Consider the following 13,632-nt stretch of genomic DNA (forward strand, 5'->3'; position numbering starts at 1 on the left):
CGAGTGGTGGGGCAAGAGCGTTTTGCTTACTTTTGCGCTGTTCAAAAGTGAGCCGCTGTAAGAGCGGAACCGATATAAGCCATCACCCAAATAACGGATATACACCCCACCTCAGCAACAAAGCCTACGCCGTCTTCCCGGTATGGTTATTCAGCGAAATAACCTTGGTCTTCCCAATCCGGTGACGATAAATCTCACGCAGGTACTTGATCGCCTTCTTCACACAATCCCGCGACAGACGAATATCGTTGATCGACACAAACTTGTCCTTGTCGTTGATCAACTCACGATACTTCTTCTCGTACATCGGCTTGATCGCATACCAGTTGGTATCCAGGATCTTCGCCGGGTTCTCGAACTCGTTGAGCAGCTCATCAATCCGGTCTTCATCAAAATCCTCATGGATGATGAAATCCAGGATCGAATTATCCAAGGTGTCATCAAACCGATACGGATTACGCGCAAAACAGCGCTTGATAAATGCCACGATCAACGTCAAAAAATCATCCGACAGGCACGGGCTTTTAGCGATCAAGGTCGTGAGCGACAAGTTGGCCGACGCCCCGATCACCAGCGCATACCGTTTGAGCGTCGTATTAGGAAACAGGCTGTTGAGGTGCGTCTTGAGCCGATTCAGGTCCATATAGGACAGCTTGTAATCCTTGGGCAACGACACAATCGACACCACCGACGAGCAGTTCTTGAAGAAGTGCAAGTCATGCAACGCCGCCGCGTCATAGCCGGAATTCTTGTACTGCTCCAGGGAGGCCTTGTACCGCTTGGACTCAATCGGCAACAGGCTGATGCCTTCGATCGCCTGGGTCACCTTGTTGAAGTGCGGCAGATCAATGGAACGGAAAAACAGGTCGTCGATGTTCAGCCGCTGCGGCTCTTTTTCGAACACCTTGAACTTGTCGCTCGAAGGCGCCGGCGTTTCCGGCACCACCGATTCGGCATAGGCAATCGCCACCGGGCCGGCCAGGCTCATGAACAGGTCGTTGGCATCCAGGCGGATGGTCTCGCCAATGTCGATCCCGGCGCGACGGAAGTAGTTCTGGTCGTAGTCGGTGGTAACCGCCTGGGCCGTCAGAATGTTGAAGATCTGCTGCGAGATGTACTGGTTGGCGTGCTTTTCCATGGCATTGACATCAATGTTCTGGATGTTGCCGTCATCGCTTTCCTCGGCGTAACGCATGATGTCGTTGGAGATCAGCATCATCGCGTTCCACGGTCGGATACGGCCTTTCACGCTGGCTTCGCTGCTGTCTTCATTGTCGAAGTTGTACGAGAAGTCCCATTCTTCCGACAGGTATTTGCACAACAGCCGCCCGGCGTTGATGTGCAGCGCCTCGGACATTTCGCTGCGGTGATCGGAGATGTTCGGCAGCACACAAATCCCGCTGGTGAAGATCGGTTCGAACACGAAGGCGTGACCGCTTTTGCTGTCGTGTTCGTCGGCAGGCTTGGTGTCGAACGTCTTGTTCATGTACGAGTGCTGCTGGGCCAGGCCGAACTCCGAGGCCATGCCTGAACCGGTACCGCCGCCGGCACTGAAGATCGAGAAGTACAGGCGCGACTGGTTGGCCTTGATGCCGCAGGAGTCGATCAGGTACGAGTGGATCATCTTCCAGTCGGGGCTGGAGAAGCGCTGGGTGTCTTTGTTGAGGATGATCTTGGCCAGGTACTGGCCGAGGATCGGCGCGTTACCGGCGCCGCCGGCATGGACTTCCGAGAGGTCCATGATTTTCATCTTGCTGTAGTCCCGCAGGAAACCGCTTTTCTCACCCTTGCGCGAGAAACGGATGCGCCCGGCAATGTCCTTGTCCAGGTCGCCCAGCATCACCAGCGGCTCGACCAGGAACACCGGTTTGGTGCCCTTGTTCGAACCCAGGCGCAGGTTGTTGCGAATCCACTGGGCGGGGCGGTAGCCCTTGTCGGTGGATTTGTCTTCGTTGCTGAATTCGTTGAGGTAGAACTTGCGGGCGTTGTACACCAGCTCTGCCACATCCAGGGCAATGTTGGAGCCACAGCGGCCCAGGCCGATCAGGCACACCGAGGGGAATTCCTGCTCATTGCGCAGTTCACCGTCGACTTCCAGGTGCGGTGCGCGCGGGAACACCATGTCGCGCAGGCCGTCGAGGTTGTCGAGGATGCGGTCGGTGTTGGTTTCGGTGAAGTACAGGTACTGCTGGGTGGCCAGTGGGCGGGCGGTGCTCAATGACTTTGAACCTGAGGGTTTTTCCGCAGGGGCTGTCAGCAACACGTCGGATACCGCGGTGGCAGAGTTATTTTTAGAAGTCATTGTGCGCCATGTGCCTGGACGGATGGCTGAGTGAGTATCAAATAGCCATCACAGAATGAGAGATCGCGACTTTACAGTGCGTCCGGGTCTTGGGCGATAGGGTTTAACCCTAGGGTTTTAAGGGGAAAGCCTGGCCGGACTCTGATGAATCGGCCGTTCGTCGGAGTTCTTTAGTGAAATGATGGCGATTTGCCAAATATGTGGGAGCGAGCAAGCCCGCCCCCATATTCAGCGAATTGGCCGAACGATGGACGCCGGGCCCGCACGACCCGAATGCGGATCTTTCGGCGCGGGGTCACCCCCCGTCAGGCCCAGCAGGCTGAACAGGTTGTTCTGGTCCAGGCTGTTGATCACCGCGCTGATATCACTCAACGGCACCGCAGCGCTGAGCAGGTAACCCTGAACAAAATCACAGCCGTGTTTTTGCACCACTTCAAATTGTTGCAGGGTTTCCACGCCCTCGGTCACCACCTGCAGGTGCAGGGTGTGGGCCATGCCGATAATGGCCTGGACGATCTCGATGTCGGCGTTCGACTTGGGGATATCCTGGATAAATGAACGGTCGATTTTCAAGGTGTTCAACGGCAGGCGCTTAAGGTAGGCGAGGGACGAGTAGCCGGTGCCGAAGTCGTCGATGGACAGCGACACGCCCAGGGCGCGGATTTGCCGTAGCAATGCCAGGGTGCTGCTGATATTGCCCATCAGCGCGTTCTCGGTTACTTCCAGTTCCAGACGATTGGCCGCGATCCCGCCGAAGCGCAGGGCGTTTTCGATCTCATCGGCCAACTCGTCACGGGTCAGGTTGAGGGCCGAGCAGTTCACGGCCATGACCAATTCAGTGTGGCCTTGCTCCGACAGCAGGCTCAGGTCGTGACAGGCCTGGCGCAGCACCCAGTGATCCAGTTCGGCAATCAGCCCGTTGCTTTCGGCAATGCCGATGAACCGGTCCGGGGTCAGCAGGCCATGTTGGGGGTGTTGCCAGCGCACCAGGGCTTCGAGGCGCGTGACCCTGCCTTTTTTCAGGTCAAGTATCGGTTGGTAAAACAGCACCAACTCGTTCTTGCCCCGCAGTGCGGCGCGCAGTTCCTCTTCCAGCTGCAGTTCCAGGAAGGCCCGGGTTTTCAGGTTGGAGCTGAAGAAGTTCAGGCTATTACGCCCGGCATCCTTGGACTGATACAGCGCCAGGTCAGCGGTCTTCAGCAGCTCTTCGCTGGTTTTGCCGTCTTCGGGAAACAGGCTGATGCCGATGCTGGTGGTCATCACCATGCGCCGGCCGGCCAGTTCGATGGGGTCTTTCATTTTCTGCATGATGCGCTGGGCCATGTGCCGCGCTTCATCGCGGTGATGGATGCTGATCAGGATGCAGAATTCGTCACCGCCAAACCGCGCGACCACGTCGTCATGGCTGCGCACCGAGCTTTTGATGTGGCCGGCCAGCACCGTCAGCAGTTCGTCGCCGGCGTCATGGCCGAGGCTGTCGTTGATGCGCTTGAAGTGATCGATATCCAGGAAGATCACCGCCAGCATGCCGTCGGTGGCGGTTTTTTCCGCGAGTTTCTCGGCGAAGATCTGGTTGAAACCACGGCGGTTGAGCAGGGTGGTCAGGGCATCGTAATGCGCCACCTGTTGCAGCGAGGCGCGGGCCTGGTCCAGTTCGGTGAGCAGGGCGTTGACCCGGCGCAGGTCGGTTTCCTTGTGTTGCAGCTTCTTGTCCGCGAGGGCAGCACTGATGCTGCTGCCAATCACCAGCAGAGCGATGACCGCCACCAGCAGCCCCAGTTGGACCGGGTTGTTGTCCACCGGCAGTGCCGACTGTACGAGGTCTTCGGGTACCAGCAGCTGCATGGCCGCCATGCCGGTGAAGTGCATGCTGATAATGCCCGCGCCGAGCACCAGGCTGGCCGCGTACTTGAGCAATTGATGGAACATGCCGGTGCCGTTGCGCAGGTACAGCGACAGCAGCAACGCCGCCAGGCTGGCGCCGATCGCGATCAACACAGAGGCGAGGAACAAGCCAGTCTCGAAATACACGCCCGCCTCGGAGCGCATGGCCGACATGCCCACGTAGTGCATCAGCGCAATACCCAGCCCCATCCACACCGACGCCAGCACATATTGGTGGGCGCGCAGCCTTGGATGACTAAGGGTTTGCATGGCGAACAGCGCCGCGATCAGGGCGATCAGCAGCGAGGCGAACGTCATGATCAATTCGTAGTGAATCGCGATAGGCGCCTGGAAGGCCAGCATGCTGATGAAGTGGGTCGACCAGATGCCGCCTGCCAGGCAGCCCGCGCCTACCCAGCGCCAGTGCCGTTGAGCCTTGGGGTTGTCGACATGGCCGACCCGCTCGGCCATGTCCAGGGTGCCGAAGCCCGCTGCACAGGCCACCACGTAAGCCAGTAGCACCAGAAAGGGGTTATGACTGCAATTGAGTAATAAGTGCCCACTGTCCGGAAGGTCGGTAAAAAAATGCAAACCAAGCCATTCCATAGCATGTCCCGTCACAGAGTTTTAGTCTGACTGCGTCTTTCAGTATAGAGAGCGTGAGCGAGTTACAAGGATTGATGGCAGATTGCTTCTAATTATTTGGCGATGATTTTATAAACAACTAGAACCAAATGATTAGGGATGACCGCCCGGGTCGCCCGATGGAGTGACATCAGACTTACGAATCATTACAGACAATCCCCACGAGGCTGACTAGATTGCAGGTTCCGGGCTCAGGATGCGTCTGGCATCGCGGCTCACATAACAATAAAAGAGACGGACCCATGCAGAACTCGACCCAAGCGGCGAATGCCTGGCGCATTCTGTTCCTGCTGTTCCTGGCCAACCTGTTCAACTTTTTCGACCGCACCATTCCCGCGATCATCATCGAGCCGATCCGCATGGAGTGGCACCTCAGCGACTTCCAGCTCGGGATCATCGGTACCGCGTTCACCATTGTTTATGCAATTGCCGGCTTGCCGCTGGGGCGCCTGGCCGATACCGGCTCGCGCAGCAAACTCATGGGCTGGGGCCTGGCGGCGTGGAGTGGCCTGACAGCGGTCAATGGTCTGGTGGGCAGTTTCTGGACCTTTTTGCTGGTGCGCATGGGCATCGGCATCGGCGAGGCCAGTTATGCGCCGGCGGCAAACTCGCTGATCGGTGACCTGTTTCCCGCCCACCGCCGTGCCCGGGCCATGGGGATCTTCATGCTGGGCCTGCCCTTGGGCCTGTTGCTGGCCTTCTTCACCATTGGTGCGATGGTCAAGGCGTTCGACAGCTGGCGTGCGCCATTCTTTATTGCCGCGGTGCCGGGGCTGATCCTTGCGGTGTTCATGTTCTACATCAAGGAACCCAAGCGCGGCGCGGCGGAAGCCGTGCAAGTCTCCCAGGAGAAAGTCGACCGGCCGATTCGCCGGGTGCTGGCGGTGCCGACATTCCTCTGGCTGGTGCTGGCCGGGTTGTGCTTCAACTTCGCCACCTATGCCTGCAACTCGTTCCTGGTGCCGATGCTGCAGCGCTATTTCCTGCTGCCGTTGCAGGATGCGGCAGTCGCCACCGGTGTCATCGTCGGTATTACCGGCCTGGTGGGCCTGACCCTGGGTGGCTGGATTGCCGACAAGATCCATCAACGCATCGCTAACGGCCGGCTGCTGTTCGCGGCGTGCAGTTTGATCATCTCGACCGTCACCACTGCTTGGGCGTTGCACGCCGGGCGGATCGAGATCGGTGTGTTTGTGGCGTTGTTCAGCGTGGGCTGGTTGTTTGCCTACAACTTCTATACCTGTGTTTATACGGCGATCCAGGACGTGGTCGAGCCGCGCCTGCGGGCCACGGCGATGGCGTTGTTCTTCGCCGGCTTGTATTTGCTGGGGGGTGGCATGGGGCCGATTGTGGTGGGCGGGTTGTCGGATCATTTTGCCCATTCGGCGATGTATGCCGACGGTGCCCAGCAGATGACCGAGGCTTACAAGGCGGTGGGACTGCATGACGCCATGTACCTGATTCCGGTGGCGCTGTTTTTGACCATGCTGTTTCTGTTCCAGGCGTCCCGCAGTTTTGTGCGCGATGCTCAGCGGATGAAGGATGGGTTGGGGGTGGTGGAGGTGCCGGGTACGGCGGTTACTGCCTGAGACCGAGGTGACGCCTTCGCGAGCAAGCCCGCTCCCACATTAGACCGCATTCTCAAGATGGAACTCGGTCAAATGTGGGAGCGGGCTTGCTCGCGAAGAGGTCATCAATAACAACGATGTCTACAGTGAATAAAAAAGGCCCGCATTGCGCGGGCCTTTTTGTTTGGCAGGGTAGGGCGGCGAAGTTAGCCCGCGACCAACACCCGAATCGCTTCCAGTCGCAGCGCCGCCTTGTCGAGCATCGCCAGGCCTTGCTCGCGCTGTTGGCGCAGGGCAACCAGTTCGCTGTCGCGCACGGTCGGGTTGACCGCTTGCAACGCGGTCAGGCGCGCCAGTTCTTCGTCGGTATCCGCCGCCAGGCGACGTTGAGCCTCGGCCACACGCTCGGCGTGACGCGGGGCAATCTTCTCCTCACCGGCGTTGATCCGCGGCGTCAGCTGGTCGCGCTGGGCCTGGACGAACTTGTTGGCGCTGGCCCGCGGCACGCTTTCCAGCTGGTCGTTCAAGGTCAGGAACGAGACGCGGCCCGACAGGTCATTGCCGTTGGCATCCAGCAGGCAACGCAGTGCCGCCGGTGGCAGGTAACGGCCCAACTGCAGCGAACGCGGAGCAACCACTTCGCTGACGTAGAGCAGTTCCAGCAACACGGTGCCCGGCTTGAGCGCCTTGTTCTTGATCAGCGCCACGGCGGTGTTGCCCATGGAACCGGACAGCACCAGGTCCATGCCGCCCTGCACCATCGGGTGTTCCCAGGTGATGAACTGCATGTCTTCGCGCGACAGCGCCTGGTTACGGTCGTAGGTGATGGTCACACCTTCGTCGTCGCCCAGGGGGAAGCTGGCGTCGAGCATTTTTTCGCTGGGTTTGAGGATCAGCGCGTTTTCCGAATGGTCTTCGCTGTCGATGCCAAAGGCGTCGAACAGGGTTTCCATGTAAATCGGCAGGGTGAACTGGTCGTCTTGCTCAAGGATCGCTTCCACCAGCGCATCACCTTCGCCAGCGCCGCCGGAGTTGAGCTCCAGCAAACGGTCGCGGCCGGTGTGCAGTTCGGCTTCGAGGCGCTCGCGCTCGGCACGGGCTTCGTCGATCAGCCCTTGCCACTCGCCGTCGTCGGCGTTTTCCAGCAGCGGCAGCAGGCGCGGGCCGAACTGGTGCTGCAAGGCGTTGCCGGTCGGGCAGGTGTTGAGGAACGCGTTCAGCGCCTCGTGGTACCACTGGAACAGGCGCTCTTGCGGGCTGGTTTCCAGGTACGGCACGTGCAGTTCGATCACATGTTTCTGGCCGATCCGGTCCAGACGGCCGATCCGTTGTTCCAGCAAGTCCGGGTGGGACGGCAGGTCGAACAGCACCAGGTGGTGGGAGAACTGGAAGTTGCGGCCTTCACTGCCGATTTCCGAGCAGATCAGCACCTGGGCGCCGAATTCTTCGTCCGCAAAGTAGGCGGCAGCGCGGTCACGCTCGAGGATGTTCATGCCCTCGTGGAACACCGTGGCCGGGATGCCGGAGCGCACGCGCAGGGCGTCTTCCAGGTCCATGGCGGTTTCGGCGTGGGCGCAGATCACCAGGACTTTGGTGCGCTTGAGCATCTTCAGCTGGTCGATCAGCCACTCGACGCGCGGGTCGAAACGCCACCAGCGTTGTTCTTCATCGACGTCCGGCTGCGACTGGAAGCTGACTTCCGGGTACAGCTCGGCGTGCTCGCCCAGGGGCAGCTCGAGGTATTCGTCCGGGCACGGCAGCGGGTAGGCGTGCAGCTTGCGCTCCGGGAAACCTTGCACCGCGGCGCGGGTGTTGCGGAACAGCACGCGGCCGGTGCCGTGGCGGTCCAGCAGTTCGCGGACCAGGCGGGCACTGGCTTCGGCGTCGCCATCGTTGACGGCGGTCAGCAGCGCTTCGCCTTCGTCGCCGAGGAAGCCCTGGATGGTCTTGTGGGCGGCGGGCGAGAGACGGCCCTTGTCCAGCAGTTCCTGGACGGCTTCGGCCACCGGGCGATAGTTTTCGCTCTCGGCGCGAAAGGCGTGCAGGTCGTGGAAACGGTTCGGGTCCAGCAGGCGCAGGCGCGCGAAGTGGCTGTCCTGGCCCAGTTGCTCAGGGGTTGCAGTGAGCAGCAGCACGCCCGGAATCACTTCGGCCAGTTGTTCCACCAGAGAGTACTCGGGGCTGGCTTTTTCTTCGTGCCAGACCAGGTGGTGCGCTTCGTCGACCACCAGCAGGTCCCAGCCGGCCGCGAACAGCGCGTCCTGGGCCTTCTCGTCGTCCACCAGCCATTCCAGGGCCACCAGCGCGAGCTGGGTGTCTTCGAACGGGTTGGTGGCATCGCTTTCGATAAAGCGCTCTTCGTCGAACAGTGCGACCTGCAGGTTAAAGCGGCGGCGCATTTCCACCAGCCACTGGTGCTGGAGGTTTTCCGGCACCAGGATCAACACGCGGTTGGCGCGACCCGACAGCAACTGGCGATGGATCACCAGGCCGGCTTCGATGGTCTTGCCCAGGCCCACTTCGTCCGCCAGCAGAACCCGCGGCGCGATACGGTCGGCAACTTCACGGGCGATGTGCAGTTGGTGCGCGATCGGTTGCGCACGCACGCCGCCCAGGCCCCAGAGCGAGGACTGCAACTGGCGGCTGGTGTGTTCCAGGGTGTGGTAGCGCAGGGAGAACCAGGGCAGCGGGTCGATCTGGCCGGCGAACAGACGGTCGCTGGCCAGGCGGAACTGGATGAAGTTCGAGAGCTGGGTTTCCGGCAGGGTGACCTGCTCGTTCTGCCCATTGAGGCCGTGGTAGACCAGCAGGCCGTCGACGTCGTCGACTTCTTGCACGGTCATTTTCCAGCCTTCGAAATGGGTGATGGTGTCACCCGGCGAAAACCTCACGCGAGTGAGGGGCGCATTCCGTAGCGCATACTGGCGAGTGTCGCCAGTGGCCGGATAGAGCACGGTTAACAAGCGGCCGTCCTGTGCCAGAACGGTGCCTAACCCCAGCTCTGCTTCGCTGTCACTAATCCAGCGTTGCCCCGGTTGATACTGCTGCGCCATGCTGCCTGACTCCCGCCGTGAAAAAGCCGACTATTCTAACGGAACACGGCTTCCAGACCAAAAGGAATAGGTGCAGCTTCGAGCTTTAAGCTACAAGCGGCAAGAAAAAGGGCGGTATCTTCGTCGGATAGATGACGATTGGTTCACAAGTTGGCGGCTTGACGCTCAAGTCGTCACCCACGCAGCCGACAGTCTGCTGAACAGGAGACTAATAATATGCTGCCACCCATGCTGCCCTTGAGTGTTGTGCCGGTCACGTCGCAGCTTGACCCAGTGCGCCAGAAGCCGGATATCCCGCCCGTGGCGCCGGTTCAGCCAGGCTCCAACGAAAGTACCATCGACCTGCAAAAGCGCGATCCCGAGGAAGCGGCTTTGCTGCTGCGCGAGGAGCAGCGTCGCCAGCAGGAACAGCAAAAGCGTCGCCGCGAAGCCGATGAAGACTCGCAGGAGCACCTGGCTGTTCCCGGTGACGAACTCAACGCCGACAACACCGTGCCGGTGGTGCCGTTGATTGAAGACGCACCACGGCAAGGCTTGTGGGTGGACGTCGAGGTTTAATCCCGCAGTTCGCGCAGGGCGGCGATCAGTTGCTCGATGTCTTGCGCCGTATTGAGGTAGCTCACGGAGATTCGCGCCACGCTGTCCAGCTCGCGGGCCTGCATGTCCAGTGGAGTGTAGGGCACGCCATTGGCACCGATGTTGATCCGCTTGAGGCCCAGGCGGCGCTTGAGCTCGAAGGCGTCCCAGCCGGCCAGGTTGAACGCGATCAGGCCGGACTGGTTTGCGCTGGTTCCCAGGTCATGCAAGGTAATCCCGTCGATTCGGCGCAATTGTTCACGGATTGTGTCGCTTAACAGCCGGACCGTCTCGCGGACCCGCTCGACCCCCAATCGATTGACCTCCAGCAACGCATTGCCCAGGCCTGCCAGCAAGGCGAACGACACTTCGCTGGTTTCAAAGCGCCGGGCGTCGTTGCGCAAGTCAAATCCCGCAGGGCTCCAGGGCGCCGAAAACACATCGCGTTGGGCCGGGTTCAAGCGCTCGAGAAAATCCGGCCGCACATAGAGCAGGGCGGTCCCCCGTGGGCCGCGCAGATGCTTGCGCCCGGCGCCCTTGAGCACATCGCAGTGCAGCGCTTGCACATCCACCGGCACCTGACCGATGGCTTGCCCGGCGTCGATGAAATAGGCAATGCCATGACGCCTGGCCAACGCGCCGATGGCCTCGGCCGGGTTGATCAAGCCGCTGTTGGCGGGGAGCCAGGTCAGGTCGATCAACCGCACCCGGGCGTCGAGCATGGCTTCCAGGCCGGCGACGGATACCGCGCCGGTTTCATCGCAGGGGATCACTTCTACTTGTGCACCCGATTGCACGGCCGTCTGCATGCTCGCCAGGTTGCCGCCCCATTCGTGGCGGCCCACCAGAATGCGGTCGCCTGGCTGCCACGGGCCCAACGCCTGGAACGCCATGCTCCAGGCGGTCGAGCCACTGCTGGCGAAGGCAATCGATGACACGGGTGCATTGAGCAGTTGCGCGGCGGCGCGACGGGCTTTTTCCGCCAGCAGTGCACCGTGTTCGCCGGCCTCCATCGGGCCGTCGCGGGCTTCGCGCTGCAACTGGTCAATGATTGCATCAAGCGTCCCTTGGCTGGGCAGGGAGGCCCCGGCGTGGTTGAAGTGGACGATGCCGGATTGGCAGCCCGGCGTTTCGTCCCGCAGCTCCCGGACCTCGGTCAGGGACAGCGCAGTCACGGCTGCAACTCGAAAATCGCGTCGATCTCCACGGCTACGCCGCCCGGCAAGCTGGCGACGCCCACGGCCGTACGGGCATGCCGGCCCTTGTCGCCGAGGGCGTTGACCAGCAAGTTCGAAGCGCCATTGGCGACTGCACCCTGGCGCTGGAAATCACCACTGCTGGCGATAAATACGCCCAACCGAATGATGCGCACCAGTCGCGACAGGTCATCGCCCAGGGCATCGCTTAATTGTGCCAACAGGCCCAGCGCCGCGAGTTCGGCGGCCTTGGCGCCTTCGTCTTCGCTGATGGATTCGCCGAGTCTTCCGATGTAAGTGGGTTTGCCGTCCAGCAGCGGGATTTGGCCGGAGATGAACAGCTGGTTCTGGCTGATCACGTAATTGACGTAGTTGGCAATCGGCTGGCTGGGTGTCGGCAGGCTCAGGCCGAGGGCTTGTACGCGTTGCGAGATGGAGTGGCTCATGGTGAATCCTCTTGGAAAGAGTCTTCAGCATGGGCGGGGCGATTTTCGCCGACAAACGGATAGATTTAACTCGACGTATCGAAATCACTCATGCGTCGGCACAGATTTCCCGCAGCCATTCACTGAAACAAGCGGCCGCCGTGCTGGTTTCGCCATGCGGGGCAATCAGCCAGTAACCGATCTCGCTTTGATAGGGCGGCCAGTCGAAGGCCTCCACCAATGTGCCTTCCTTGAGCCTGCGTTCGATCAGGCGGTGGCGGCCCATCGCGATGCCCTGGCCGGCGACGGCGGCTTCGACCACGATGTTGTAGTCGTGCAGCAGCGCCTTGGGGAAGTGCTCCACATCCACCTGATAATGCCGGGACCAGTCGGTCCACTCGAAAGGGCGGTGCGAGGTGGCCATCAGCAGCGGGCCATTGGCCAGTTGGCTGGCCTTGAACGCCGGGCTGCAGACGGGTGACAGTGTTTCGCTCATCAGGCGCGTGGCCTGCACGTCGGTCCAGTCGCCCTTGCCGTAGCGAATCGCCAGGTCGACCTCGGCGGCGGCGACATCTGCCAACTGAATCGCCGGCACCAACTCCACCTGGATGTGTGGGTAGCGGCTGAGAAACCCCGCCAGGCGCGGTGCCAGCCACAAGGTGGCGAACGAGGCGAGCAGGCCGACGCGCAGTACGCTGGTGGCGGGCGGTGTTTGCTGCTGGCGGGTGGCGGCGGCGATGGTGTCGAGGGCGGGGCGGATCTGGTCGTAGTAGTGTTGGCCGTCTTCGGTCAGATCGATGGCGCGGGTGCGTCGGATAAACAGCGGTTTGCCCAGGTGCTGTTCGAGTTTCTGCACTTGATGGCTGAGGGCGCTTTGGGTCACTGACAGCTCGGCGGCGGCCTTGATAAAACTCAAATGCCGGGCCACGGCCTCAAAGGCGCGCAGGGCCAGGAGTGGGGGAAGGTCCTTGTGCAGTGCCACGTCGAACGCTCTGTGTGAGGGGGTGGGATGGGGGGATTTTGCGGGCAAATGCGCGGGATGACATCGATTTTGTTTACGCGGGATTGGCGCAGGACGCATTATTGGGGCATCCAAGCCATTACGTAAGCCAAGCCATGAGTGACGATGACAAGCTGATTGATCTGAATGCCGAACGGGCCAAACGTGTTCATGATCTGAATGACAAGCGACTGAATGAAGTGCGCCAGGCGTTTGAACAGGCGATGCCGTTGGGGAAGCCCAAGAAAAAGCCGAAAAGCAAACCGAAAAAGCGTTGATATAGCCTGCATCGTTTGATGCAGGTCACTTATTTCCCTTCTTTACGCTCCGTCGCGGGCGACATTGATCCTCGTCAATTTCTTCTTTCGTCTTCTTGGTTAACTTAGCCCTATCGCAACAGGGCAAGTGCAGGAGGCCGGTCATGTTTTTCGATAATGTGGTGTTTGCCGGAGTGCTGACGGTTGGCCTCATGGTGATGTTCTTTGTAGGGTTTGGAATTTTTATCTGGAAAGACGCTAATAAGCGTAAGAGGCCTTAGGTCTTTTCGGATACATGAGCACGCAAGGCATTTTGGGCGACTTCGGTCGCCTTTTTTTTGTTTTGGATTTTTTGATTTGTGTACATATCCGTTGCTGCGGTAACGGCTACTTATGGTTTCGCTCTTACAGCGAGTCACTTTTTTACAAACGCCTAAAAAAGTAACCAAAAAACGCTTTGCCCCACCACTCGGTGCCTCGCTTAGGCTCGGCATGCCCGCACTCCGGCACGGCTCCGCGGGCCGCCGCGACGGGCCATCCATGGCCCGGCGCGGCTAAATCGGCATCCTTGCCGATTTACCCGCTCCACCGTGCCTACTTGCGGCCATCGTGGTTAACGGGGCCCGCAGATCAAAATCAAAAGCAGATCAAGATCAAAAGCACGCAGCCTCGCTGGCGCTCGACAGCTGCTACGGGCGGTGTGGCTCTGCTTTTCTGTAGGAGCTG

General features: G+C 60.3%; 10 protein-coding genes. 4 read left to right on the forward strand and 6 right to left on the reverse strand.

Translation table 11 applies throughout. From position 1 onward, the window contains the following. Positions 1–124: 124 nt before the first annotated feature. Positions 125–2,302, reverse strand: coding sequence for a hypothetical protein (locus HX815_RS16615; RefSeq protein ID WP_023659116.1), 2,178 nt, complete (start codon positions 2,300–2,302; stop codon positions 125–127). A gap of 228 nt (positions 2,303–2,530) precedes the next feature. Beyond that, positions 2,531–4,792 carry a bifunctional diguanylate cyclase/phosphodiesterase gene (locus HX815_RS16620; RefSeq protein WP_177028596.1) on the reverse strand — a complete coding sequence of 754 codons (2,262 nt, stop codon included), beginning with the start codon at positions 4,790–4,792 and terminating at the stop codon, positions 2,531–2,533. Between the two features lie 281 nt (positions 4,793–5,073). Between HX815_RS16620 and HX815_RS16625 the strand changes: the two genes are divergently transcribed. After that, positions 5,074–6,420 carry an MFS transporter gene (locus tag HX815_RS16625; protein WP_177028597.1) on the forward strand — a complete coding sequence of 449 codons (1,347 nt, stop codon included), beginning with the start codon at positions 5,074–5,076 and terminating at the stop codon, positions 6,418–6,420. 185 nt (positions 6,421–6,605) lie between these two features. On the opposite strand, the gene rapA is transcribed toward HX815_RS16625, so the two are convergent. Then, positions 6,606–9,452 (reverse strand): RNA polymerase-associated protein RapA, encoded by a 2,847-nt coding sequence (gene rapA / locus HX815_RS16630; protein ID WP_003210909.1) that lies wholly within the window; start codon positions 9,450–9,452, stop codon positions 6,606–6,608. A 216-nt stretch (positions 9,453–9,668) separates the two neighbouring features. Here rapA and HX815_RS16635 point away from each other — a divergent pair, with 216 nt between their 5' ends. Further along, entirely contained in the window at positions 9,669–10,010 is a 342-nt protein-coding gene (locus HX815_RS16635) for a hypothetical protein (protein WP_008430424.1), read from the forward strand. On the opposite strand, the gene HX815_RS16640 is transcribed toward HX815_RS16635, so the two are convergent. From HX815_RS16640 to HX815_RS16650, 3 genes are all read right to left on the reverse strand, one after another. After that, positions 10,007–11,203, reverse strand: coding sequence for an aminotransferase class V-fold PLP-dependent enzyme (locus HX815_RS16640; RefSeq protein WP_177123345.1), 1,197 nt, complete (start codon positions 11,201–11,203; stop codon positions 10,007–10,009). The two genes, HX815_RS16635 and HX815_RS16640, sit on opposite strands and share 4 nt — an antisense overlap. Further along, entirely contained in the window at positions 11,200–11,670 is a 471-nt protein-coding gene (locus tag HX815_RS16645; RefSeq protein ID WP_003210913.1) for a RidA family protein, read from the reverse strand. The genes HX815_RS16640 and HX815_RS16645 overlap by 4 nt, the downstream gene beginning before the upstream one ends. Before the next feature lie 88 nt (positions 11,671–11,758). Continuing rightward, positions 11,759–12,631, reverse strand: a complete 873-nt coding sequence (locus HX815_RS16650) for a LysR substrate-binding domain-containing protein (RefSeq protein WP_087694973.1) — start codon at positions 12,629–12,631, stop codon at positions 11,759–11,761. On the opposite strand from HX815_RS16650, the gene HX815_RS16655 reads away from it, so the two are divergent. Both HX815_RS16655 and ccoM read left to right on the forward strand, forming a co-directional pair. Beyond that, positions 12,625–12,927, forward strand: coding sequence for a hypothetical protein (locus tag HX815_RS16655; RefSeq protein ID WP_143495551.1), 303 nt, complete (start codon positions 12,625–12,627; stop codon positions 12,925–12,927). The two genes, HX815_RS16650 and HX815_RS16655, sit on opposite strands and share 7 nt — an antisense overlap. A 143-nt stretch (positions 12,928–13,070) precedes the next feature. After that, entirely contained in the window at positions 13,071–13,187 is a 117-nt protein-coding gene (gene ccoM, locus HX815_RS31820) for a cytochrome c oxidase subunit CcoM (RefSeq protein ID WP_003210916.1), read from the forward strand. Positions 13,188–13,632 lie beyond the last annotated feature (445 nt).

It is taken from the genome of Pseudomonas sp. E6002, assembly GCF_013385565.1.
GTDB lineage: Bacteria > Pseudomonadota > Gammaproteobacteria > Pseudomonadales > Pseudomonadaceae > Aquipseudomonas.

Bases quoted from the DNA above. Each gene is read 5' to 3' on its own strand.
- HX815_RS16625 (WP_177028597.1), top strand. From the start codon at position 5,074: ATGCAGAACTCGACCCAAGCGGCGAATGCCTGGCGCATTCTGTTCCTG.
- HX815_RS16645 (WP_003210913.1), bottom strand. From the start codon at position 11,670: ATGAGCCACTCCATCTCGCAACGCGTACAAGCCCTCGGCCTGAGCCTG.
- HX815_RS16620 (WP_177028596.1), bottom strand. From the start codon at position 4,792: ATGGAATGGCTTGGTTTGCATTTTTTTACCGACCTTCCGGACAGTGGG.
- ccoM (WP_003210916.1), top strand. From the start codon at position 13,071: ATGTTTTTCGATAATGTGGTGTTTGCCGGAGTGCTGACGGTTGGCCTC.
- HX815_RS16635 (WP_008430424.1), top strand. From the start codon at position 9,669: ATGCTGCCACCCATGCTGCCCTTGAGTGTTGTGCCGGTCACGTCGCAG.
- rapA (WP_003210909.1), bottom strand. From the start codon at position 9,452: ATGGCGCAGCAGTATCAACCGGGGCAACGCTGGATTAGTGACAGCGAA.
- HX815_RS16615 (WP_023659116.1), bottom strand. From the start codon at position 2,302: ATGACTTCTAAAAATAACTCTGCCACCGCGGTATCCGACGTGTTGCTG.